This window comes from Actinobaculum suis (genome assembly GCF_900618115.1).
In the GTDB taxonomy this organism is placed as follows: Bacteria; Actinomycetota; Actinomycetes; order Actinomycetales; family Actinomycetaceae; genus Actinobaculum; species Actinobaculum suis.
Window position 1 is genome coordinate 1,660,685 of sequence record NZ_UYIO01000001.1, and the last position, 25,099, is coordinate 1,685,783.

The following is a 25,099-nucleotide window of genomic DNA, read 5'->3' on the forward strand; positions in this document are numbered from 1 at the left end:
GGGCTAGCTTTGTTTTACCTGCCGGTTAGTTGCCAGGCATCTTCGCCAGATTCCCCTTCAGCGTCAAGGTCGTCGTCATACCAGTTTTTGGCAACCGGTTCCTGGTTTTCTTCCGCCAGCGGGTCCGTAGCGTAGCGGTCGTAATACTCACCGGCATAGCCATTTGCGTTGTGCGCGCTGAGCGCTTGGTCCGGGCTCATCCCTGGCCCGGCATTAGCTTTTCCCGGCGAACCACCCGCGTTTCCGGCCGGATAAACACCGTGGGAATAATCGGCGTCGTCGGCACTGGCACTCGATGAAGGGCCACCAGCTACCCCACCGGCACCATAACCAGCGCCTGCACCGCCTGCGGAACTCGCATCACCAGCCGCGCCACCAGCTTCATCATCTTCGTACACGGATTCCTTTTCGCCCCGGAGCACGGCCAAGGCATCCTCCACGCGTTCGGGTGACACCAACACATCGCGTGCCTTCGAACCGAGGGAAGGCCCCACGATTTCGTATTGCTCCAACAGGTCCATCATGCGGCCGGCCTTCGCGAAACCGATGCGGAGTTTACGCTGCAACATCGAAGTGGAACCAAACTGGGTGGTAACCACGATTTCGGCGGCCTGCAGGAGAGTTTCCAGGTCGTCGCCGATTTCTTCGCGCTGCTTTTTGACGGCGCGCACTTCTTGCACGGTCTCTTCGAAATCTTCGCGGTATTGCGGGCGCAGTTGCGCCTTCACATGCTCCACCACTTTTTCGATTTCATCTTCGCCCACCCAGGCACCCTGCAACCGCATCGGCTGCTTACCGCCCGGCATGAATAGCGCATCGCCCTGGCCAATCAGCTTTTCCGCCCCGCCCATATCTAGAATCGTGCGCGAATCAGCGATGGAGGAAGTCATGAAAGCCAAACGCGAAGGAATATTCGCCTTAATCAGACCAGTCACTACGTCCACAGAGGGCCGCTGCGTGGCCAACACCAAATGGATACCGGCCGCTCGTGCCAGCTGGGTAATACGCTGGATGGAGGATTCCACATCGCGCGGGGCCACCATCATCATGTCTGCCAATTCGTCTACCACGACCAGCAGATACGGGTAGGGCGCCAGCTTCCGATTGGGATCATGCGCCTGCACCTTCCCTGCCCGAATCGCCGCATTGAAATCAGTAATGTTCTTGAAATGGTAGGCCGCCATATCGTCATAGCGAGCATCCATTTCTTTCACCACCCATTCCAAAGCTTCCGCAGCCTTCTTCGGGTTGGTAATAATGGGCGTAATCAGATGCGGAATACCGGCATAAATCGTCAATTCCACGCGTTTCGGATCGATCAGAATCATCCGCACTTGGTCCGGCGTTGCCCGCATCATAATGGACGTAATCATCGAGTTGATGAAGCTCGACTTCCCGGACCCGGTAGCGCCCGCCACTAGCAAGTGCGGCATTTTCGCCAGATTTGTGACCACAAACCGCCCGCGCACGTTCTTCCCCACACCCACGGTTAGCGGATGCGTATCTTTATGCGCCACTTCCGAAGCCAACACATCTCCCAAATGCACTACCTCGCGGTCCGCATTCGGAATCTCAATACCAATCGCCGATTTGCCGGGGATTGGCGAAAGAATACGCACGTCCGCGCTGGCAACCGCATAGGCAATATTCTTCGAAAGCTGGGTAATTCGCTCCACCTTAACGCCCGGGCCAAGTTCGACCTCATACTGGGTAACGGTGGGCCCGCGCGAAAAACCGACTACGTGCGCATCCACATTGAAATCTGCGAAAACCTGCGTGAGCGCGGCAACTACTTCGTCATTCGCTTCGGTCCGTTCGGCGTGGTTGCCACCCAAAACCAAACAGTCCGGGGAAGGCAGTTCATATTTCACGCTCGGATCGAGCGCCAATTGCTGTGTGCGCTGGATCGGCGCCCCACCCTGCGGTGCCGGCAAGCCTGCCGGTTCTGTTCCCGCAATAGGTTCTTGGCGTTTCGTTTTTACCGTTTGGGTGCGTCCCGGAGCCGCGGCCGCCCCCGGCGTGGCACCGCTTTCGGCAGGCCCGTCCAGCTTGCGGGTGGGAGCTTCCGTTCCGGCGGCGGCGCGCTGCGCCGTCAAAACTTGCGTTGCCATGGCATCCCCGGCATTACCATCTCGGCCCGCATCACCGGGCGAAGCCGCGCTCGGGGTGCTCGCCGCTGCCGTAGAGTCTCCTACCTGGCCGGAGTTCTTAGAGAGAGCCGCGGCCCAACGGCGTTTCTTGCGCGGTTTTAGCTCGGTGGTAGGTTCGGCGTCGTCGAGCGTTGCGGGTGAATCGTAAGGTACAGAGGCGGAAGCACCCTGGTTTGCTATATCTGCCTCGTGGGCACTAGCCGCTTCGGCACGGTCTTCCCGCCGCTGCTCCCTCCATTCGAGGAAGTTTTGCGCCAGCACCTGGATCGAAGTGTTAGTCATGTAAAGCAGTGCCCATAAAATGGCGAGCACTAGGATCGGAATTGCACCCCACGCGGATAGCAACATATTTAGGATGCCGCCGGAGATCCAGCCGAGCAGGCCGCCGGCCTTTTCAATCCCGCTGAAATCGTCTACGGGGCTTACCGGGTTGATCGCAACATGCAAAATTCCGGCTACTGCGGTGAGGATAATGCCCAGGCCAATGGCCATTCTTTGGCTGGCGTTAGTGCGGTCGGGAACGATGAGGCGCACCGCCATGGCCAGGCACAATACCGGCACGAGTACCGACAGTAGGCCCACTACCCCGGCGGTGGCATGATGAATGATGCCGCCTAGCACTCCGCCCATACCGAACCATTCGCGTAGTGCCACTAGGATCGCCAGGGCTAAGAATACGAAGAAGAAAGCATTGCGTTGATTTGCGGACAAGCGGCTCGTCTCCTCACCTTCCGCGGGAAGTTTACGGGTGGGCTCCGCGTTTCGTTGGCGTTTTGGGGACGCCGCGCCGCTACCGCGCCGCGAGGCACGCGGCGACGCACTTCTACTTCTTCGAGAATTCTTGTTACGGGATGCCACGTTCCGAATTGTAGCCGCGCCCCGCGTTGCCCGCCGCCCCCACCACACTTTCGGGATGACCTCACACCCTCCCGGAAATAGCGAAAAAGGCCGGTTGGCAGGCGTTATACATGCCCATCAACCGGCCTTTCCAGCGGCTTTAGTTTGCCGCTCCCTGCTGCAGGAGAGAAGAGGCGTCAACGCCGCACTTTGACATGGCGTTTAACATGGCCAAGCCATCCTTTTCCAATTGCGGATCTCCGTTTTGCAATTGTTCTAGGCCCGTCATATCGCCTTCCGTGACCTTGCTGAAAGCGTCGATTGTATGGTCAGATATCTTGCCAACCGTGTTTTCTGCCATGCACTGCACCAAATCGGGGTGCTTGGCCGCGTTTAAGGATTCCTCGCCCGTGCCTAGGTAAAGCAAAGGCAGGAGTGCCTTCCACGTTTCCAAGTGTTTAGCTTCGTCATATGTGGTGGCAGAAATGTCCCCGCTAGCCCCGCCGGCCTGTTTTTCAGTAGCTGCTGGAGTGGTTGGAGCCGCGGGCGTAGGCGTAGCGGCGGGCGTGGTGGCAGGCGTAGTTGCTTCTGCTACCGGTGTGGTGGTGGCGGTAGCGTCGTCTGCAGCGTCAGTCTTATTCATTGCATAAACGACGCCGAGAATCACCACAGCTAGCACCAAGACGGCCACCACAATCGCAATTACGACGCCGTTCTTCCGTTTCGTTTCCGGTTGGGGAGAACTGAAAGGCGAACTGCCATAGCCGCCAGCAGGATTCGGAGTTTGGCCAGCCGAGTACTGCGCGCTAGCTTGCCCACCCGGGTACTGCGCACCGGGTTGTCCGGTCGGGTACTGCGCGCCGGGATACTGTCCGCTTTGATATTGATTAGCCTGATATGGCTCTGGAGGATACTGCCCGGAGGGATACTGCCCCGCGGAGTTTTGCCCCGCCGAGTACTGCCCGGCAGGATTCTGCCCGCCCGGGTACTGGCCTGGAGTGCCGGCGCCGTTTTGCTCCGAACCCGGATAATTGCCCCGCCCGTATTCGGGCCTTTGGTTTTGATTCACGATTCTCCTTCGTGTTCGGATCAGGAAGATCTTTGGCGCTTCTCCGCGTAGTAATCGATATTATCATCGCCCGTGGCGCCAACACTCTTTATTGTCTATCTAGCTATTTATTAGCTAGATAGACATTGGTCCGCCGTTTCTGCAGATCCACCAGCTCGGTTATATCTCTACAACGGTCGGGATAATCATGGGTGCGCGGCGCAGCTTGCGGGAAGCCCACCGGCCAATTACCCGGCGCATTGCCTGTTGCATGCCGTACGCATCCATGCCCTTATCAAGTGCTTCTTCGAGGGCTTGTTGTACGTCGTCTTGAATATCGTCGAAGACGGCGTCTTCTTCCGCCATGGCCCGCGCTTGGATATGCGGACCGGTAACGATACTCTTCTCGTTCGGGTCTACAACGGCGAAGACCACGATAAACCCTTCCGAAGAAAGCACTTGCCGGTCTTTGAGTTCAGATTCGGTGAGAGTACCGATCGAACCTCCGTCTACATAAATGTTTTGGAAAGGTACCGAGCCGACGAGTTTGCATTCGCCGTCGAGCATATCGATTACGGAACCATTTTCGGCCAAGATTACGTTTTCGGGCGGCACCCCGGTTTCCACCGCAATCTTCCCATTAGCTACCAGGTGACGCACTTCCCCGTGCACCGGCATCGCATAGGCAGGTTGCAAAATGTTGTACGTGTAGAGCAGTTCGCCTTGGGCGGCGTGCCCGGAAACGTGTACCCGCTCGTTGCCCTGGTGGATTACTTGCGCGCCGAGCTTGATTAGCCCGTTAATTACACGGAACACCGCGTTTTCATTACCGGGAATGAGAGAAGAGGCCAAAAGTACGGTATCACCTTCCCCAATGGAAATTCGATTATGGGAACGGTTGGCGAGCCGTGCCAACACCGCCATTGGTTCCCCTTGGCTTCCCGTAGACATGTAGATGCGCTTATTGGGTGCTACCGAATCCATATTCCGCACGTCGATCACGGTGTTTTCCGGTATATCCAGATAGCCGAGTTCTTCCGCAATCCCCATATTGCGCACCATCGACCTGCCCACGAAAGCAACTTTACGGCCATGATTTGCGGCCGCGTTTAGTACTTGTTGCACGCGGTGTACGTGGCTGGCGAAGGAAGCGACTACTACTTGCCCTTGCGCGTTTTCGATTACGCGGTCGATCACGGGAGCGATTTCAGCTTCCGAGTGGACGAAGCCGGGCACTTCCGCGTTCGTGGAATCCACCATGTACAGGTCTACGCCTTCTTCGCCGGCGGCCGCGAAGGCCCGCAGGTCGGTAAGGCGCCCGTCCACGGGTAGTTGGTCCATCTTAAAGTCCCCGGTAATGAGGATATTTCCTTCCGGGGTGCGGACGAACATGGCTAGCGCATCGGGGATGGAGTGGTTGACGGCAATGAATTCGAATTCCATACCGGCAATTTCCAGCACATCGCCTTCTGCCACAATCTGGGTGCGGGCGCGGATCCGGTGTTCTTGCAGTTTGGCTTCCACGAAAGCGATCGTGAGTTGCGAGCCTACCACCGGGATGTCTTCGCGCATTTTCAGCAGATACGGTACGGCGCCGATATGGTCTTCATGCCCGTGTGTGAGCACGATGGCCACAATGTCATCGAGCCGATCTTCCAGGTAATCAAGGTTCGGCAAGATGAGATCTACGCCCGGTTGGGTTTCTTCGGGGAAGAGCACCCCGCAATCTGCCACTACCAGTTTGCCCTTGTATTCAATAATGTTACAGTTTCGACCGACCTCACCCAGGCCACCGAGCGGCACAATCCGCACGGCATCCTGGGCGGGTGGTACGCCCTTGCTATCTTTATTCACCCCGTCATTCTCTCATGACCTGGTTATTACGGGGTGATTTACTTTACGCAGGCAGGAGGTTTTCTTCTCGCATCACATTTGCGAGTTCGGTAATTTGCGAATTTGAGGCTCCAACTAGCGGCAAACGGAGTGTGGCAGAAGGCAAAACACCTTGCAGTTTGAGAGCTTCCTTCGCCATTACCGCGCCTTGCCCGCCACCCATAATCGCGTGGATGAGCTGCATTTGGCCGGCAAATTCTTCCCGCGCGGCCGGCAGATCCCCGGCGTCGACCTCCTGTGCCAGGGCCCGCAAGCGATCGGCAATTACATGCCCAGCAACGGAAACCACCCCGGAAGCACCGTGAGCAAGCCACGCAAAGTTGAGGGCATCATCCCCCGAATAGTAGGCAAGCCCGGTTTCCGCGATTTTCACGAAACCGCTCGCCACGTCCCCAGTGGCATCTTTCACTGCCACAATGCGCGGGTGTTCCGCAAGCCGTTTGAGCGTATCAAGTTCAATTTTTACGCCGGTACGGCCCGGAATGTCGTAGATCATGACCGGTAGGTCGGTAGCTTCAGTAACCGCCGTAATGTGCTGGTACACGCCTTCTTGGGAGGGGCGGTTGTAGTACGGGGCGACGACGAGGATCCCCCGAGCACCATTCGCCTGGGCACCCTTGGCAATCCGGACGGCGTGGGCGGTGTCATTCGAACCGGCGCCAGCATAAACAAGTGCGCGCTCACCTACGGCCGCTACCACTTCCCGTACCAGGGTGTCTTTTTCTGGCTGGTGGGTAGTGGGCGCTTCTCCCGTGGTGCCATTGAGCAACAGGGCGTCACACCCATCATCAACGAGCTTATTCGCCAGCTTCACAGCGCTATCTACATCCAGCGAGCCGTCTTCATTGAACGGCGTAACCATCGCCACTGAAACCGAACCAAATGGGCGAGCAATTTCCTTGTGCATGATCGCATTGTAGCTGGCTGCGCGCAGGCACGCGGCAATTGTTCATATGGCAAAAACGATGCCGGTGTGTACGAAAAACTCCTTACACACCAGCATCGCAGCTAGTTTATTGCTATTGAGTTGTTTCCCGAGCAAATCCGAGCTTTTGGTTTCCTGAACCAGCTCGAACTTTTGGCTCTTAGACAGGCCGGAGCTTTTGCTTCCTAGGCAAACCAGAGTTTTTGGGTTCGTCTCTTAGTTGCTGGAATTGTTTCTCTTGCCCGCTCCGCTACCAGGTGCATCTTCGCCGTCAAATGCATCATCGCTACCAAATGCATCGTCGCCACCCGGTTCTTCGCCGTCGATTATTTCTTGTTCAAAATCGGGGTCGTATTCTTCTTGCAGTCCGCAAGCCACCATGGCGCGGTCAACTTCCTGGGCGTCCTTTTCCATTTGATCGAAGCTGTAATCCGTGGGAATCTTCGATTCGTCGTAATTATCCGAGAGAACTACGTCCATCATGGCAAAGAAATTATCCGAGATCTTGCCGTCGGTTTCCTTCGCCAAGCACTTGGCATCCTTGTCGATGTTTGCCTGGTCGTACCCAGGATCAAACTCGGCCTGTAGCTCTAAGATCGGCTTCCACCTTTCGGCTCCGCCATTGCCCTTGCCAAGGAAGTAGAAAGCTGCGGCCACTATCGCGATGATGACGATAATCGCCACGATAATGCCCACAATGAGGCCGGTCTTCTTTTTCTTCGGTTGCGGAGAGAAAGGTGTTGACCCCGGTTGCGGAGAGAAAGGAGTTGACCCCGGCTGGGCAGAAAAGGCAGAGGTACCGGTAGTTCCGGCTCCCGCAGTTACTGGCGGCTGGCCCGGGTAGGCCTGGCCTTGGTCTGGCCGCTCCCCGCCCGGCTGAGCTGTCTGCGGCTGGCCCGCCTGCGGTTGCCACGCATTTGGCTGACCTGCCTGCGGTTGCCCGGTTCCGGGGGCGCCGGCCCCGGAACCTACTTCGGGGCCTTGCGGCGCACCGGCCGATTGCGACGAGGGAGGCATGCCGCCGAGCGGCGTCGCTCCATTTTGCGTAGTCGATTCGTCGTTCTGGCTCATATTTTTCCTCGTTTATTTCGCTTCCCAGTTTTCCCCACTCCGCTTTTCCGTTGGAAAACCGATTTCCTGGAAATACTTCCGGCAAAACCTTTCCTTACGGAAAAGCGGTTTCCCGCAGGAAACACTTCCTCGGAAATCTTATGTTCCCGGGATAGCTTCCTGTTCATTACCGGAAAAGCTCTCCCGCGATAGCTATCTCGCGAAGGCTTATGCGCGAAGATTTTCTTGCCGCAGAGAGGGTTTCTCAAGGGGCAGGGTTTGTTTCCCCAGGGACAGTGTCCCCCCCAGGGACAGTGTTTCCCCCCCCCCCCCCCCCCCCCCAGGGAGAGTGTTTCCCAGGGCCAGTGTTTCCGTTTCCCAGGGATAGTGTTGTTTCCCGAGTTTCCCAAGGGGTGGGAACGGGGTGTTATCGGCCGGCGCAGCGGCTTCGCCGCCAATTAGAAGCCATAGGATCCTTCATTTTTGGAAATATCCTACAAATCCATTCTCCAACCTGCCTGTCATTTTAGAGGTAAAGCACTGGCATAACCAGTACGTTTCCTCAGCTCGCCCCATAACCTCAGCTGATCCGCCTAATTACTTGCAAGCCCCGGGAGTTTTCCACAGCTACAGGTCCAGAAGATCTTCCAGGCCGTAGGTAAGCCCGCCGCGGCCAGAAATCTTCCGCACGGCCAACAAAACTCCGGGCATAAAGCTCGTGCGGTCGAAGGAATCTTGCCGGATTACCAATTGTTCTGCCGGGTTGCCCAACAAGATTTCTTCGTGCGCATTCAGCCCGCGCAAACGGACCGCGTGCACGTGCACGCCATCGATCACGGCCCCGCGGGCACCTTCCGGATCAATCGTCGTCGCATCGGGACTGGCCGGCACCCCGGCCTTTTGCCGGGCTTGGGCAATACGTTGCGCGGTAGCAAAAGCAGTACCGGAAGGCGCGTCCACTTTGTCAGGGTGATGCATTTCGAGCACTTCCACGGATTCAAAATACGGCGCTGCCAGTTCCGCAAATTTCATGGCTAATACCGCGGAAAGCCCAAAGTTTGGGGCCACCAACACGCTTTGCCCAGTTTCTTGTGCCCGGGATTGCACTTCCGCAAGGTCGGCGTCGTCCCACCCACTGGTTCCCACCACCACATCAACACCCGCTTCGAGCAGGGCGAGCACATTAGCCTTCGTAGCATCCGGAACGGTAAATTCCACCGCTACTGTGGCGCCGTTCAAGTTCTCCGCGGTGAGCGGATCGCCATGGTCAAGCCGGGCCACCAATTCCAGATCCGCGGCCGCCGTGACCGCGTCGCACACAGTTTTACCCATACGCCCCGAGGCGCCTACAACCGCAACTTTAATCATGTACTGAGCCTACCCGGACGCCTGCCCACGAGCGCGCGCCGTCCACAGCGCGCGCAAGCTACAAAGAACACGGGCTACCCGCAACTGGACAGAAAACACTTCGCCTACCGACTTCTGTATTTTTACGTTCCGGACGCCACATTTAGGCGCCCAGCGATAAGACTGGAATCATTCCAGAAAAGCATCTATAGTGGATGCACAGGCGATGAAAAGAGTCGCATCGCATGGCTCAATCGAGCCGAAAAGCCCGATTTTTAGCAAGGAGAGTACATGTCGCTTATTAATACCCAGATTCAGCCCTGGGAATCGCAGGCTTACCACAACGGCAAGTTCATCGATGTTTCGACCGAAGATTTTGCCGGGCGCTGGGTGATCGTCTTCTTCTACCCGGGTGATTTCACCTTCGTCTGCCCCACGGAACTGGCAGATCTAGAAGAGATCTACCCCGAACTGCAGGAGATCGGCGTAGATGTTTATTCGGTTTCCCGTGATTCGCACTTCGTGCACAAGGCTTGGCACGAAACTTCGCCCGACGTTTCTAAGGTCACCTACCCGATGATTGGCGATGTGAAGGGCGAAATCACGCAGGCTTTCGACAATATGCGTCCCACTGGCCTGGCGGATCGTTCCACTTACCTCATCGATCCGGACGGCATCATCCAATACATCGAAACCACCTCGGAGGGTGTGGGCCGCAACGCTAAGGAACTGCTCCGCAAGGTCAAGGCCGCCCAGCACGTACGGGCACATCCGGACCAGGTCTGCCCGGCCAACTGGGAAGAGGGCGATGAGACCCTCACCCCGTCCTTCGACCTCTCGGGGAAGATCTAAATGGCAGTTTTGGATGCACAAACAACAGCGCAGCTGAAGAAGTATTTCGAGCTCATCCGCGAACCGATCGAATTTGAACTCGTGGCTGATGAGTCTCCGGAATCGGCAAAGTTGCGTGCCTTCCTGGAGGAAACCGCGGCGATTTCCGAAAAGATTACGGTGCGCGAAGTTACTGGTGAGCGGGCCCCTGCTTTTCGGATTAGCCGTACCGGTACCGATGTAGCGGTAACTTTCGCCGGCTATCCGGGCGGGAGGGAGTTCGAGTCCTTCCTGCTGGCCGTACTCCAGGTAGGCGGGCATCCCGTAAAGATCGACGAGGATGTAGCGCAAGCCGTACGCGAACTTCCTGCCCTGGAATTCACCACCTACATTTCCCAGACCTGCCAAAACTGCCCGGTAGTGGTACAAGCTTTGAACGCGATGAGCGTGCTCAACCCAAAGATTCGCCACACCGCGGTAGAAGGCAGCTCGCATCGCGCCGAAGTAGAACGTTTGGGTGTGCTCAGTGTGCCCACGATCTACCTGAATGGGGAAGAATTCGCACAAGGGCGCATGGGCGTGGAGAAAATCATCGCGAAGCTGGCCGAATCCGGCAAGCTCGCAGATGCTTCGGGTACGACGCCGGAGGGCACGCTGCGCCCCATCGCGGAACGACGTATGGACAAGGCCGATGATTACGACGTGCTCGTGATCGGTGGCGGCCCGGCCGGTGCGACAGCCGCGATCTATTCTGCCCGCAAGGGTTTGAAGACGGCTTTGGCTACCGGCACGATCGGCGGCCAGGTATTGGAAACCACCGATATCGAAAACATTACCGGCACCCCGCATATCGAAGGTGTTGACTTTGGGGCAGCCATTGAACGCCACCTCGGAGATTACGATATCGATATTTACGAATCGGTAGAAGCTACCGGTTTGGAGCGTACCGATGCCGGTAAGATCCACGTGACCTTCGCCGGCGGTGGGGAGCTGCGCGGCCGGTCGGCGATTTTGGCGCTGGGGGCGAGCTGGCGTTTGCTCGGAGTGCCGGGCGAATCCGAATACCGCACGAAGGGCGTTTCCTTCTGCGCGCACTGCGATGGCCCCATGTTCGCCGGCAAACCGCTGGCGGTGGTGGGTGGAGGTAACTCCGGTGTGGAAGCCGCCATCGATTTGGCGGGCGTGGCCAGCCACGTTTCCCTCTTCGAGTTCCAAGACCACCTCAACGCCGATTCGGTACTCATCAAGAAGGCCGAAAACACGGAAAACATTGACATTCACGTGAATGCAGCAGTGAGCGAAGTACTTGGCGACGGTGAAAAGGTAACCGGCCTGGCCTGGAATGATCGTGCCTCTGGTGAACGCCACGAAATTGACCTTTCCGGCGTTTTCGTTCAGATCGGCCTGGTTCCGGCAACCGCCTGGTTGGGCGATACTGTGGAACGCAACCGGGCTGGCGAAATCATTGTGGATAAGCAAGGCGCTACCTCGCTCGAGGGAGTGTATGCCGCCGGAGATTGTACCGATGGTCCCTTCAAGCAGGTTTCGACCGCTTTGGGATCCGGCGCTACCGCGGCGCTCGGCGCCTTCAACCACATGATCCGCGAGGGCGTGGAAGCCTAAAACCAGCACTGCGGGTTCATGGAGCTGTTTCGCGAAAAACCAGTTCCCCGGTTTCCCTAAAACTGGCAAACCGGCCTAACTGGCAAACCGAATTTAGGGCCGCTCCCCTAGCTCAGAGCCGCTTCCCTTAAGTTGGGACAGCTCTCCTGGGGTAGGTAGAACAGCTCTCCTGGGGTAGGGCCGCTCACCTCGTTTATTGCAATACTGCAACCCGGCTGGGAATCTCTAGTACAACCGAGATTCCCAGCCGGGTTCTTTTTCGTTGTTTGTAAGGGCGAATAATGACGCGGCGTCCACGCTGTTTACTGCGCGGCGCCCACGATGACGCTGGAACGCGGCCCGCTGGCAAGCTCGCGCGCCAATTCCGCGATATCTGCGGCCGTAACTGCCCGCGCCCGGCGAATATGTTCACCTTTGGAAATGAGCTGGCCGCGGGTTAGTTCGGAGGTGCCTAAACGTTGCATTTCCGCGTTCACGGATTCCCCGCTGAAGACGATATCGGCCCGCACCCGCCGGAATGCCGATTCCACTTCTTCGGCGCTTACACCGTCGCGAGCTAAACGATCCAGTTCGCTATGCATAAGTTCCATAACTGCAGGCGCGTTTTCGTTCGCACACCCGGCGCTCAAACCGTACATACCGCCTTCCCGGTATGCGTTCAGGAACGAATAGACCGAATAAGCCAGGCCGCGCTTTTCGCGTATCTCTTGGAAGAGCCGGGAAGAGCTACCTCCGCCGAGGATCGCATTCAAGGCGAACAGCACCGGCAGGCGCTCATCTCGCACATCCAAACCCGGCATGCCAATGAGTACCGCGGCTTGTTCGACGTCTTTTTGGAGTCGCACGTCTTGCCCGGCCGGATATTGGATGCTGTCGCTTTCCCGGCGGGTGGCCGGATTTTCGGTAGCCGCAAACTTCCAGCCACCATTTTCCAAGGCATCTACTACACGGCGGCAAAAATCTTCATGGTCCACTGCCCCGGCCGCGGTTACTACTAGCTCTGCGGGCCGGTACACGGCGTGGTAGTGCGAGGTGAGGGCCGTGTGCGCTAAGGATTTAATATCTTCTGGGGTGCCGCCAATTGGCCGGCCCAAAGGATGTTTCCCGAACACTAGCTCGGGTAGTTTTTCCATGGCCACCATGGACGCATCATCGGCGTACATGGCGAGCTCTTCTAGGATCACGCCGCGTTCGGTCTGGAAATCCGCTTCGGCAAGTTTGGCGGAAGTGATCATATCCGCTAGCAAAGCAATAGCTTGCGGCAGATCTTCGTCAATTACATGCCCGTAATAGCAGGTGTATTGCTTGGAAGTGGCGGCGTTAAAACCGCCACCCAAATAGTCACTTTCGGCCGCAATATCTTGCGCGCTGCGCGTGGCAGTGCCTTTAAAAAGCAGGTGTTCCAAGAAATGCGTGGAACCTTCCGTACCGGGAGTTTCATCACGCGAACCGGCCCCCACCCAAAATGCGACATGGGTGGACCGCACATGCGGCAAAGCCGAAGTCAAAACCCGAAAACCGCCGGGTAGTACGGAGCGGCGCACCCGCGCGCCTTCATCATCTAGGTCTAAGCTGTGCCCTGTTTCCAAGGGGAGATCAATTAGCGAATAATGCACCGGACCAGCCTAACTGTTTTTTCCTGCTAGCGGTGCAGATACAACCGCTGGCGGTGCTCATACAAGTAGCGGAACGTATACAAGTATTGGTTCGCTAGCACGGGTGCGGGAGTTTCCATTTCCGCACACGCCGATTCCGTTGCCCGGGGAGTGGGGCGCCACCAGATGCCCGTGAGTTTCGGTAACAGCACGGCGGTCCCCGGGTGGGCGGGGCTACTGCCCTGCCCACCCGGGGACCGCGAGTTTACGCGGGCTGGTAGCGCCGCGTATGTAATCTGTTTTTAGTCTTCAGCCGGCTTGGTGTGCGTGCGGCGGCGACGCCGGCTGCCCCGGCTTCCCCGCGTAGTACGGCGCGAACCGCGCCCACCTTGCCGTGCTTCACCGTTTTCTTCGGATGCAGCCTCACCGTCGTTTTCTTCTGCTTCTTCCGCGGAAGTGGCGGAAGGTGCAGATTCAGCCGAATCAGCCGTGGCAGAAGAACTGGTGGAGGTGCGCCGGCGGGTGCGGCTGCGCCGCGATCCGCGCGAATTGGAAGCCGATTCCTTAGCTTCCGGTGCTTCCTTAGCTTCCGGTGTTTCCTTAGCTTCCGATGCTTCCTCGGTTTCTTCTTCCGTGCCGTGGTTTTCGGCATCCGCGCTTTCGGCGTCAGCGCCCCCGGCAACGGCGAGGGAAACCTTTCCGCGATCATCGATCTCGGTAATTTCTACCTCGACCTTGTCACCCACGTTGAGCACGTCTTCTACCTGCTCCACGCGCTTACCACCTACGAGGCGGCGGATTTGCGAGATGTGGAGAAGGCCGTCGCGGCCCGGAGTGAGGGAAATGAAAGCGCCAAAGGTGGTGGTCTTGACCACGGTACCTACGTAGCGTTCGCCCACTTCCGGTAGTTGCGGGTTGGCGATCTCGTTGACCATATCGCGAGCGGCTTCCGCGGCCGGACCATCGGTAGCGCCGATGAAAACAGTGCCGTCTTCTTCAATGGTGATTTCGGCGCCCGTTTCGTCTTGGATCTGGTTGATCATCTTGCCCTTCGGGCCGATCACTTCACCGATCTTATCCACCGGGATGTTCACGGTAAGGATCCGCGGCGCGGTGGGGGCCATTTCGTCTGGGCTGTCAATTGCTCCGCTCATGAAGTCGAGGATTGCCACCCGTGCGTCCCGGGCTTGGTCCAGCGCGCTAGAAAGTACGTCTGCCGGAATCCCGTCGAGCTTGGTATCAAGCTGCAGGGCGGTGATGTACTGCTTGGTGCCAGCCACCTTGAAGTCCATATCTCCCAGGGCGTCTTCCGCGCCGAGGATATCGGTAAGCGCTACCGAACGCATTTCGCCGTCGATTTCGGCGGTGATCAGACCCATGGCAATACCGGCCACCGGGGCGCGCAGCGGCACGCCCGCGTTGAGCAAGGAAAGCGTAGAGGCACACACGGATGCCATGGAGGAAGAACCATTCGACCCCATGGTTTCCGATACCTGCCGGATGGCGTACGGGAATTCTTCACGGGAGGGCAACTGCGATTCGAGTGCCATTTCCGCCAGGTGACCGTGCCCGATTTCGCGCCGCTTGGGCGAACCCACGCGGCCGGTTTCGCCGGTGCAGTAGGGCGGGAAGTTGTAGTGGTGCATGTAACGCTTTGCCGTTATCGGCAAAAGGTTATCAAGCTGCTGTTCCATCTTCAGCATATTAAGCGTGGTAACACCCAAAACCTGGGTTTCGCCGCGCTGGAAGATAGAAGATCCATGCACGCGCGGAAGCACTGCCACATCGGCGTAGAGAGACCGAATATCGCGCGGGCCGCGCCCGTCCATACGCACACCCTGGGTAAGCACGTGTTCGCGCATAACCTGCTTGAAGCTAGCGTTTACTGCCGCGCCCAGTGCCTTCGCGTCTTCTTCTTCGTCATAAGCAGCATCGTCTCCGCTGGTCAGTTCGCTGACCACCGCTTCGGTAAGCTCGTTGAGCGCGTTATCGCGTTCTTGCTTATCCACAATGCCCAAAATGCTGTCGAAGCGATCACCCAGTTGCTTTTCGACGGCGGCGTACTGTTCTTCCGTGTAATCGGGGAAGATCGGGTATTCCACCTTTTCCTTGCCGCATTCGTCGATGAGCTTTTGCTGGGCTTCGCACAGGGTGCGAATCACCGGCTTGGCGGCTTCAATACCTTGGGAAACGATCGCTTCGGTGGGTGCAATCCCGCCGGAAGTAATGTTTTCTTCGGTCTTTTCTGGCGCTTGCGCTTCGATCGTGGTGATAGCGACGTCGTTACCCACCACGCGGCCCGCAATATCCATCGTGAAGGTGGAACGGGCAATTTCCGAATAGCGCGGGAATGCCACCCACTGGCCATCTACCAGGGCAAGGCGGGTGCCGCCTACCGGCCCGGCAAAGGGCAGATCCGAAAGCGAAGTGGAAAGCGAAGCCGCATTGATAGCGAGTACGTCATAAGCATCGTCCGGGGCTACCGAAAGCACGGTTGCCACGATCTGCACTTCGTTACGCATCCCCTTGGTAAACAGCGGACGCAAAGGCCGATCAATAATCCGGCAAGCCAAAATAGCGTCCGTTGAGGGACGCCCTTCCCGGCGGAAGAAGCTACCGGGGATCCGGCCTACGGCGTATTGGCGTTCTTCTACATCAACGGTGAGCGGGAAGAAATCAAAATGCTCTTTCGGGGCGCTGGAAGCGGTGGTGGCCGAAAGGACAGTAGTTTCTCCGTCCAGGTAGGCCAAGGCGCTTCCCGACGCCTGCTGGGCGAGCAACCCAGTTTCAAAACGAATCGTGCGGGTACCGAAGGAGCCGTTATCGATCACGGCTTCCACGGAATGTACGTTAGGACCCTCCACGGGACCTCCTTGTTCTTGTTTCTTATCTTTTCCCGCCGCGGTCGTCAGTAAAAACTCACGGAGTGAGCGGCTCGCAGCAATGCGCTTGCGGCCGGCTTATATATTCTCCGGAAGCTATCACCGAAGACCACACGGGATCTCCTGCTATCTATATCTTCTATTAGTGTTTGCACACGAGGCCAGATTTCTGGACGAAACTGGGAAAACCCTCATGGCATACTGAAAGCGGCCCGGAACTACTCCGAGCCGCCCACGATTTTCTCCTAGCGACGCAGTCCTAGGCGCGAAATGAGAGAACGGTAACGTTCAATATCCTCATCGGCCAGGTACGTCAGCAAACGACGGCGTTGCCCGATCAAGAGCATCAAACCGCGCCGCGAATGGTGATCGTGAACGTGAGTGCGGAAATGCTCCGTCAGGTTCTTAATACGAGCCGAGAGCAGAGCCACCTGGACCTCCGGCGAACCGGTGTCTCCCTCGTGGGTCGCGTATTCGGCAATGATCTTCTGCTTTTCCTCAGTAGAGAGGGACATGCGATTCTCCTTTAGTATCCGTTGCGCGGAGCAGCGGGGCCTGTTCTCCCGAGCATGACGCTACCGCGGCCGATCGACGGCAATCAAATATCTTAGCACCCGTGCATACCCTCCCGCTTGTGGTACTGCTCGCAAGCAAGGTCGACACTGCTCGCAAGCAAGGCCGGCAGGGTGCGGACGATTCAGGTGGGGCGAAGGTGATTCCTGAAGCAACGCAGCCGCTCACTGCGCGGTTATTTACCACCATTTACTGCGCGGTTGCGGGGGTTGCTTACTGCGCGGCTGCGGGAGTTGCTTACTGCGCGGTTACTTGCCCGGGCGCGAGGCGGACGGCAGGCGGAACTCCTAATTTGTCCGCCACTTCTAGCAAGTCCTGATCCATGCGGGCTTGCAGACCGCTCACCTCATCAAATTTCATCATGGGCCGGATATAAGCAATAAATTCCACGGAAATTTCTTCGCCGTACAGATTTAGATCAGAACGTCCGAGCACATGCGCTTCTACCGTGCGGCTCTTCGCCCCGAATTGCGGATTATTGCCCACGGAAATCGCCGCCGGAAGATACTCGGTGGCGCGCGTGCCCGGCACCGCTCGTACCAGCCAACCGGCATAGACGCCGTCGGCAGGAACTTCCCCTAACTCGCTTCCGGAAAGGTTCGCGGTGGGGAATCCAAGTTCCCGCCCCCGCTTAGCGCCATGTTCTACGACGCCACGGATACGGTGTGGGCGCCCTAAGATTTCGGCGGCATCGCTAACATTTCCAGCTTCGAGGAGTTCCCGAACTTTTGTAGAAGACCAGCGCTGCCCATCCGGCCCGCACAGGTCGCTCACGACGTCGATATCCACACCGAAGCGTTGCCCCAGGCTGAGAAGGGCACGCGTATCGCCGGCGTTACCGCGCCCGAACCGAGCATCTTCACCAACAACAACTCCGCGGGCCCGCAATTGGCCCATCAGCTGGCGGGTAAAAAACTCCTGCGGGGAGGCTTGCGCATAGGCGAGTGAATAATCCTGCACGTAGGTAGCACCAATTCCGGAGGCGGCAATGCGATTGAGCCGGTCTTCTAAGTTGATAATGAGCGGGACCTTGCTCTTCGGGTTGTGAATTGTTGCTGGATGCGGATCAAAAGTGAGGACCACCGGCATCCACCCATGGGTGCGGGCCATTTCTACGGTCCGCCGTAAAATCGCCCGATGGCCGCGATGTACGCCGTCGAAGATACCGAACGTTACAGCTGTTGCACTCAAATCTGCCGGGATGTCTTCCGGCCTACGCCAAATTCGCACCCCCTCACCATACCTTTTACGGGCCACACAAAGCGGTACGCACACCCAAGCAAATGTCTAGGACTTTCGTCTCAGGGGTGGCGCGGGTGCACATTCGCCCCTTTTCGAGACGCACTTAGCGGTGCTAACGTGTACTACAACGGTTTAGTAGAGCATCGTCAAGGGAGACGCATATGGTGCCAACCGCCCCAGAAATTAGCGCTTGGGAAAAAAGTGAGTTTCGTGCTTTGGTAGCGCGCGCCGCCCAATCGCGCACCCGCTTCGGGTTTGGGTATTTAGATTACGACGGTCAGCTAGATCCTGACCACGACCTCGAATTATGGATCAACTGCCGCATGACGCATGTTTTCTGCCTGGCAGCTTTGCGAGAACAGGCAGAAGCGGAACCGGGCCCGCATTCTGCCCGGCAGCTGGCAACTTTTGGGATTAAGTGTTTGCGCGAGCACTTCTTCGATACCGCCCACGGCGGGTTTTTCTCCCGCCTCACGGCCGCTACCGGTCTGCCTTCCGGCCCGGGCGCTGACCGCAAAGAAGCCTACGCCCACGCTTTCGTGTTGTTAGCCGCCAGTTCCGGCATTCAGGCGGGAATTACCGGTGCGGAAGAACTTTTCGCTTTAGCCTGCACGGCACACGAGAATTTCTTCTGGGAAGAACAGTACGGCCTGGTCTGCGAATCTTGGGACCGGGCGTTCACAGAATCGGAAAACTATCGCGGCGTGAACGCGAATATGCACACTTTGGAGGCAAGTTTGGCGGCCTGGGATGCCACTGGCAACCCGCGCTGGCTAGCCAAAGCCTCACAAATCATTAATTTCGTGCTCGGGCAGGCCGCCTGTACCGGCTGGCATATTCCAGAGCATTTCAGCGCCACCTGGCAGCCCCTCCCCGATTTCAACCGCGATAATCCCGCCGATCCCTTCCGGCCCTACGGCTATACGCCCGGGCACGGCGTGGAATGGTCGCGGTTGATTTTGCAGTTCTGGGCGGCGGTAGAAACTCATGCCCAGCAGGCTGCGGCGCTCGCGGATACTGCGGGTGCGGTAGCGACGTCGAACAAAGTAGCAATATCTAGCGAAGCGCCAACGCCTAGCGGGACGGCCCGCAGTGACGCCGATACTGGCTCCCCCTTCGGCAAGTTACCGGCGCGGGTTTTTGCACAGCTTCCCCAGCTGGCACACCAATTATTTGCCACCGCGATTCGCGACGGATGGAACATAGACGGTGCTCCCGGTTTCGTGTACACGATCGCTCCGGATCGGAAACCGATCGTGCATGAACGCATGCATTGGACGGTCTGCGAAGCAATTAGTGCCGCCGCCGCTTTTGCTACCTACAGTGAAACCCACCCGGAAATGATTACAACCGCGAGCGCGGTAAGCCACGTAGTAGCGGACGCAACCAGCGACGCCGCCCCGATTTCCGAGGTTGCCCCGGTTTCCGAGGTTTCCCTGGTTTCCGACGCCGCACCGATTCTGGATCCCGCCCCGGTTCCGGAAGCTGCCTATTTCCGGGATTGGCACCGGCAGTTTATTGCGTATGCCCGTACCTATTTGGTGCACGAGCCAGGTTTATGGATCCATGAATTGGATGCACAAAACCAGCCTTCGCGTATCACTTGGCCGGGCAAACCTGATGTATACCACGCCGCCCAGGCCATGCTCATGGATGGGTTGCCGCTCTCCCCGTGCTTCGCGGGTGCCCTAAAGCTCACCGCGCAGGCCTAAATCGGACTCTCCGTGCAGGCCTAAATACTGGCGTAAGCCAGACTTTATAGCCCTTAGCTTGGCGGCGCGGTTGCTTGCGGCTACTCGCCTCGGAGCGGTACCAAGCTAGCTCGGGGGCCGATCTACCACCGGCCATATTGTCATGCCACTACCTGCAAAGTTGCCGGATAGTTGCGGCGATCTGACCACGTGAATCGTTTTCCGCTCACCGATTCCCGATTCCCTAATTTCTCGTTATTTATTTAAGGAACATTCGATGAGAAAGACACCAAAACATCGGGGGTATAAAGCCGTGGCCGCAGGCCTGGCTTTTGCCCTGGGTGCATTTGCTATACCAAACGCATTTGGCGCAGATTCTTACCCACCACGCGGGGAGGCTAGCCCGGGAAGTGCCCAACCCGTCGTCGCCGGATATCGGGTACAAGATATTCGCGATTGGAGCCCGGAAACAGATCCATTCTCCGCGCAGTTGCGCGCTACCGTGCCCTTGCAGTCTCGCATCGACCATAATCCAGCAACTCAGGTACGCCCCGAACTTGATGGCAAAGCCCAGGTTATGCTCATGCAAGGAGATTATGGGAACTCTTTCTTCGGTTCCACCACCTACAACAATACTTTTGGGGACCACACGCTGAATTTCTGGCAGTATGCCGATTATTGGGCACCTTGGCACGGGGCGGCTTCGAAGGGGGTCCCGCAGTCGCTGTATGACCCGCCCACCTCTGATTGGCGAAACCGCGGGTTTGAGTTCGGGGTGCTTTCCATTCCGACGCCGCAATACACTAACGCCGCTCACCGTAATGGCGTGAAGTCTATTGCCGTCATCTATTTTGATCCTTTCTTCCGGCCCGGCCTTACTTTCTCCGAAATGTTTGATAAGGATTCGGAAGGTTACATTATTGGCCGCAAACTGGTGGAAATGGCTAAATACTATGGCTTTGACGGTTACTTCCTGAACCAGGAAGAACGCGGGAGCGACCCGGGCGAGTTCAAGCCGCTCATGGCCTATTTAACGGCCCAGGGATTGTGGACACAGTGGTATGACGTGAATTCGAGCTTTGATGAGGCCAAGGCTTCCTGGCTGAAAGACAAAGAGCACGGGCAGATCCACAATTCTGTGTTCGTGAACTATGGCGGCGACCCACATAGTATGCGTAGCTTTGCGGAGAGCCACGGTTATGACCCTTACGCGGAAGTGTTTGCGGGCATTGAAGCGAATCAAACTGGTTTTGCCAGCCCCGGTAATGTGGACCGCTCTTTCACTTCGGCCGAGAATCATTCACCGGTTACTTCTTTGGCACTGTTCACCCCTTCCGATATGTATCAGCGGGGTTTGGATGACGACATTAAAACCGCCACCGGCCGTACCTCTCCCGAGTTTCCCTTCATGCAGCAAGACGAATATCAGTGGATGGTGGCGCAGCGTGAACGTATGTACTTCTCTGGGCCGCACCAGGATGTGACCCAGGCAGGGGCGGTAGAAACCCGCCCGGAAGTGGGCGTAACGAAGTCCGGTTGGCCGGGCGTAGCCGATTTTACGCCAGCGCGTTCTGTGATTAGCGGGCAGAATTTCGCCACCGATTTTTCGACCGGGAAAGGCCTGCGTTCCTACACGGACGGCCTGGTTGCTAATGATTCCGCGTGGTCGGATATGGGCGCGCAGGCAATTCTACCTTCCTGGCAGTGGTGGATAACCAATGACGGCGCCGATACGAAGATGCAAGCGGATTTCGATTACGGTACCGAACCGCGTTTCCAGCTGAATGGTACGCCTACCACTCCGCCTTTCACGCCACGCGGAGCTTGGGCCGGCGGTAATTCCCTGGCCTGGTATGGAAACCTGCACGGGACTAGCACGCTCCGGCTGTTCAAAACCGATCTGGAAGTAACTGCGGCGTCGAACCTGGCCCTTACTTGGCAGAACAGCACTCCAAAACCGGAGGCCGCCGCGAGCGAAACGAGCGAAAACAGCTCCGAAACCGCGCCGGCACCGCACCCGCAACTGGCGGTACGTCTAGACTTTGCGGGCGCTACCGCAGCTAATGCGAAAGCAAGTGCCGCAGGTGCCGCAGCAGATGACGCAGCAGGTGCAGCAGGTGACGCAGCAAATAACGCAGCGATTTTGCCTTTGCCCGCCGCGGCGGCCGGTGACGGCTGGCAAAACGCTACCCTTGACCTTTCTGAGTATGCTGGCAAACGCATTTCTATGATCAGTTTGGTAGCTACCGGTGAACAGGACGGCTTGCAGGTGAATCTGGGGGCTTTGACGCTCAGTAACGGCCAAGCAAAGCCGGATGCGCCTGCTGGTTTGCGGATAGATGAAATGCATAGCGATGGGCAAATGGTTGCTTCTTGGCAGCCGGGGAACTTCGCGAATATTGACTACTATCTGCTTGAAGGCGTGGATGCTTCCGGCACCGTACACCGCCTCGGGAAAACTTACGGCGATACGTATTACGTGAAGAATGTGGGCTTGAGCGGTAATTGGACCCTGCGACTCACCGCGATTGGCAAGGATGGGAGCCGTTCGGAGCCTTGTGACCTGGCGGTTCCGGGCAAGCACATGCCCCAAAAGCTAACTTATGATTCGGGTTTGGATCCACAAAAGGCTTTCCAGCAGGCTACAAAGCCCGGTGAGGTCACGCTTTCGTGGGAGGCGCCAAGTGCGGGCGCACCCGAAAACTACACCGTAACTTTGGAAAATATTTATGCTCCCGAACTGTATGCGGGCAAGGCTTCCGTGCAGGTGCCGGGGACGCAAACTACGGTGACTTTGCCGGCTCCGCCGGAAGGTCTGCCGTTCCGGGCTACGGTGAGTGCGGTGCAAGCTGATGGTAGTAGCGCGGCAACGAGCTTGCGCGGCCGCTACCATGACGCTTACGCAAAGCCGCTGACTCAACAGGATCTGGTTGTACAGGCCGATTCTTTCCATTTGCGTAATCCTTCTGCTCAGGATTGGCAGACCTTGGATTTGGCCGCGCCGAATGACCATGGGGAAACTTTGCGTGCCACGCGTGGTTCTTCCGCGGATGAGAACGCGCGGCTAACGCGCGAACGTGAGCTTGCCTCGCCGGTAAGCATTTTGCTTACTGATTATGCGGGTAATGTTTCGGCACCGGTAACGGTATCTCCGGGTGGGCAGATCGACGACGCCGCCGCGCCCGAGATTTGGGTGAGCCCGTGGACGGAGCAGAAGATTGGCGCGGGTGGAAGTCTCACACCGATAACAGTGCGGGCTGTGGATAACTTCTCCGCCCCAGAGGTGGCGGTGAGTATTGAACCAGATCTGCAAGCTGGTGAGGCTAACGCGAACGCAGCGCCGGAGGCTACGGCTCCAGCTACGGATACTGCCACTGCTACACCTGCGCAAAATACTCGGTCCGCGCGGGCGAAGCGGGCCGTACCGCAGGCTGAAAAGCTGGCTGATACGGAAAAACTCGCAGGAACAGAAGGTGCTACAGATGCTGGGGACAACCAGGTAGTCACAGCAGCGCCAAGCGCCGATGCTACTGGCACTGGTACGACTGCGGATGGGGCAACCGGGGATTCTAATTTGGCGGCTTATGGTTTGTCCTATGATCCGCAGACCCGCACCGTTAGCGGAGCTCCGAATTGGGAGGGCGTGCGGATCTTGCGGTTCACCGCAACGGACGCGGCCGGTAATAAGGCTTCGGTTACGGTACGAATCGAAGCGTCCGGCCCTGCCCCCGCGGTACCGCCTGCGCCGGTCACTCCACCAAGCACCGAACCGAGTACCGCGCCGACCACGAAACCGAGCACCGCGCCAGGTACCGCGCCGACCACGAAACCAAGCACCGGACCGAGCACAGAGCCGAGCATGGCACAGAGCACCGAGCCGAGCACCTCGCCTACCCCGCAACCAAGTGCGGCGTCTGCTGATAAGGCCAGCCAAAAGCCTGCCGGTAGCAGCCGCGCGGACCGTACTGAGCAGGGTAAACGGGGCCGGCTTTCGTTTACTGGAACGCAGGTTGGTGTAGGTATTTTTGTCGGTTTGATGCTTCTGGCTTGCGGCGGGGCTGCCATTTGGTGGCGGCGGGCGCGCGAAACGCGGGAGTAGCTAAACCGCTAGTGGGCTAGAGAGTATTTGTATCCGATTTCCCGTTGGCCGCCGGTTGTGAGCTCGGTTGAGCTTGCGCCGGCGGTCAGCTTTTGCGGCGCGCCTGCGCTTTGCCCAGCTTCCCCGCTTGCGGCAAGCGGCGTGCGGCACGCGGTTTTGCGGCACGCGGCGTGCTCGCTTGGCTTCGCCGCGTGCAACAGCTGGAGGAAAGTTTAGGCAGACCGAGCCGAGGCCGGCGAAACGTAACCGGCGGTGGAATCGCGGATTACCAAGGTGCCGCCGGCTTGTGCCTGGGTATGGGTAGTGCCGGTGTCGATGCCCCGGGCAAGAATTTGTGCGGCTTTGGTACCGAGCAGGCCGGGGTCGCGCGAAACTGCGGTAAGTGGCGGAGTGACTACGCGGCTAATCAGTGAGTCTTCATAGGAGACCACGAGTACGTCTTGCCCGATTTTGAGGTCGTGGCGGCGGAGTGCTTCTAGCCCGCCGAGCGCCAATACTTCGTTATCGAAAATGATGGCGTCGGGGCGGCGCGCGGCGGAAAGCAAGCGAATCGTGGTAGCAAAACCGGCTTGTTCGGTAGCATCGGTTCCCCCGGAAACTACCGCTTCAATTCCGGCACGGCCAGCTTCGTAACGTAAAGCCTCCGCACGTTCCGCGGTGTGGAAAAGATCCGCCATGCCGCTCACATAAGCAACGCGGTGGGCGCCGCGTGCCAACAAGTGGCTGAGGATCGCGTGCATCACGTCCCCCTCATCAATTGTGATCGCGCTGAAACCAGCAAACTCGTGGCCCACGAATACGGCGGGGATACGCAGTTCTTTGAGTACTTCTACGCGCGGATCGTCTATACGCGGATCGACGACGATCACCCCGTCTACTCTCCCCTGCCCATACCAGCGGTGGTAAGTTTCTACTTCTTCGGCTACGTTGTGCCCGGAACGCAAAACCAGGTCCAGCTCATACTCGGTAAGCCCGCTTTCCACCCCGAGAATGAATTTGAAGAAGAAAGTCTCGGTGTTAATGGATCTTTGCGGGCGGGCAATGTAAAGACCAACGGCGTCGGCGCGGGATTTGGAAAGGGCCCGCGCATGCTGGTTAGGAACCCAGCCCATAGTTTTCGCGGTTTTTAAAATCCGCGCGCGCGTAGCTTCGGAAATTCCCGGCTTGGAATTGAGCGCAAAAGATACTGCGGTTGGCGAAACGCCAACCGTTTCGGCAATATCTCTAATGGTCGGCCTGGCCATCGCGCTACGTTCCCTCTACTCTCTACTCTCGCCGTGCCCGCTACCATGTGCAAACAGTCCCGCTCAAGC

The 25,099-nt window shown here is 57.9% G+C and carries 15 protein-coding genes; 4 read left to right on the plus strand and 11 right to left on the minus strand.

All coding sequences use genetic code 11. From position 1 onward, the window contains the following. Positions 1–14 precede the first annotated feature (14 nt). The 6 genes from H8274_RS06835 to dapB all read right to left on the minus strand — a co-directional run bounded on the left by H8274_RS06835 (position 15) and on the right by dapB (position 9,271). Positions 15–2,861 (minus strand): FtsK/SpoIIIE family DNA translocase, encoded by a 2,847-nt coding sequence (locus H8274_RS06835; protein WP_244924550.1) that lies wholly within the window; start codon positions 2,859–2,861, stop codon positions 15–17. Positions 2,862–3,147: 286 nt separating this feature from the next. Next, positions 3,148–4,056, minus strand: a complete 909-nt coding sequence (locus H8274_RS06840; protein ID WP_185934154.1) for a hypothetical protein — start codon at positions 4,054–4,056, stop codon at positions 3,148–3,150. 159 nt (positions 4,057–4,215) lie between these two features. Further along, a complete protein-coding gene (locus tag H8274_RS06845) occupies positions 4,216–5,889 on the minus strand; it encodes a ribonuclease J (RefSeq protein WP_049618728.1) in 1,674 nt (557 codons plus the stop codon). 43 nt (positions 5,890–5,932) lie between these two features. Beyond that, positions 5,933–6,835, minus strand: coding sequence for a 4-hydroxy-tetrahydrodipicolinate synthase (dapA, locus tag H8274_RS06850; RefSeq protein ID WP_049618729.1), 903 nt, complete (start codon positions 6,833–6,835; stop codon positions 5,933–5,935). Positions 6,836–7,069: 234 nt separating this feature from the next. After that, on the minus strand, positions 7,070–7,924 hold the full coding sequence (locus H8274_RS06855; protein ID WP_185934155.1) for a hypothetical protein: 855 nt from the start codon (positions 7,922–7,924) through the stop codon (positions 7,070–7,072). Positions 7,925–8,530: 606 nt separating this feature from the next. After that, complete coding sequence (dapB, locus tag H8274_RS06860; protein ID WP_185934156.1) at positions 8,531–9,271, minus strand: 4-hydroxy-tetrahydrodipicolinate reductase; 741 nt, start codon at positions 9,269–9,271, stop codon at positions 8,531–8,533. A 270-nt stretch (positions 9,272–9,541) separates the two neighbouring features. Between dapB and ahpC the strand changes: the two genes are divergently transcribed. Continuing rightward, a complete protein-coding gene (gene ahpC, locus H8274_RS06865; RefSeq protein WP_049618732.1) occupies positions 9,542–10,102 on the plus strand; it encodes an alkyl hydroperoxide reductase subunit C in 561 nt (186 codons plus the stop codon). Then, a complete protein-coding gene (ahpF, locus tag H8274_RS06870; protein WP_185934157.1) occupies positions 10,103–11,704 on the plus strand; it encodes an alkyl hydroperoxide reductase subunit F in 1,602 nt (533 codons plus the stop codon). It begins immediately after the preceding gene. Between the two features lie 302 nt (positions 11,705–12,006). Here the strand turns inward: ahpF and H8274_RS06875 are convergent, their stop codons facing one another. From H8274_RS06875 to H8274_RS06890, 4 genes are all read right to left on the minus strand, one after another. Continuing rightward, positions 12,007–13,320, minus strand: a complete 1,314-nt coding sequence (locus tag H8274_RS06875; RefSeq protein ID WP_185934158.1) for a M16 family metallopeptidase — start codon at positions 13,318–13,320, stop codon at positions 12,007–12,009. Between the two features lie 281 nt (positions 13,321–13,601). After that, entirely contained in the window at positions 13,602–16,163 is a 2,562-nt protein-coding gene (locus H8274_RS06880) for a polyribonucleotide nucleotidyltransferase (RefSeq protein WP_185934159.1), read from the minus strand. 263 nt (positions 16,164–16,426) lie between these two features. Continuing rightward, on the minus strand, positions 16,427–16,696 hold the full coding sequence (gene rpsO / locus H8274_RS06885; protein ID WP_049618736.1) for a 30S ribosomal protein S15: 270 nt from the start codon (positions 16,694–16,696) through the stop codon (positions 16,427–16,429). A 295-nt stretch (positions 16,697–16,991) separates the two neighbouring features. Further along, entirely contained in the window at positions 16,992–17,984 is a 993-nt protein-coding gene (locus H8274_RS06890) for a bifunctional riboflavin kinase/FAD synthetase (protein WP_185934160.1), read from the minus strand. Between the two features lie 173 nt (positions 17,985–18,157). Between H8274_RS06890 and H8274_RS06895 the strand changes: the two genes are divergently transcribed. Then, positions 18,158–19,708: an AGE family epimerase/isomerase gene (locus tag H8274_RS06895; protein ID WP_185934161.1), complete on the plus strand. Its 1,551-nt coding sequence runs from the start codon at positions 18,158–18,160 to the stop codon at positions 19,706–19,708. 256 nt (positions 19,709–19,964) lie between these two features. Continuing rightward, positions 19,965–23,786, plus strand: a complete 3,822-nt coding sequence (locus tag H8274_RS09780) for an endo-beta-N-acetylglucosaminidase (protein WP_185934162.1) — start codon at positions 19,965–19,967, stop codon at positions 23,784–23,786. A gap of 212 nt (positions 23,787–23,998) precedes the next feature. Here H8274_RS09780 and H8274_RS06905 read toward each other — a convergent pair whose 3' ends face one another. Next, positions 23,999–25,030 (minus strand): LacI family DNA-binding transcriptional regulator, encoded by a 1,032-nt coding sequence (locus tag H8274_RS06905; RefSeq protein ID WP_185934163.1) that lies wholly within the window; start codon positions 25,028–25,030, stop codon positions 23,999–24,001. Between the last annotated feature and the right edge of the window lie 69 nt (positions 25,031–25,099).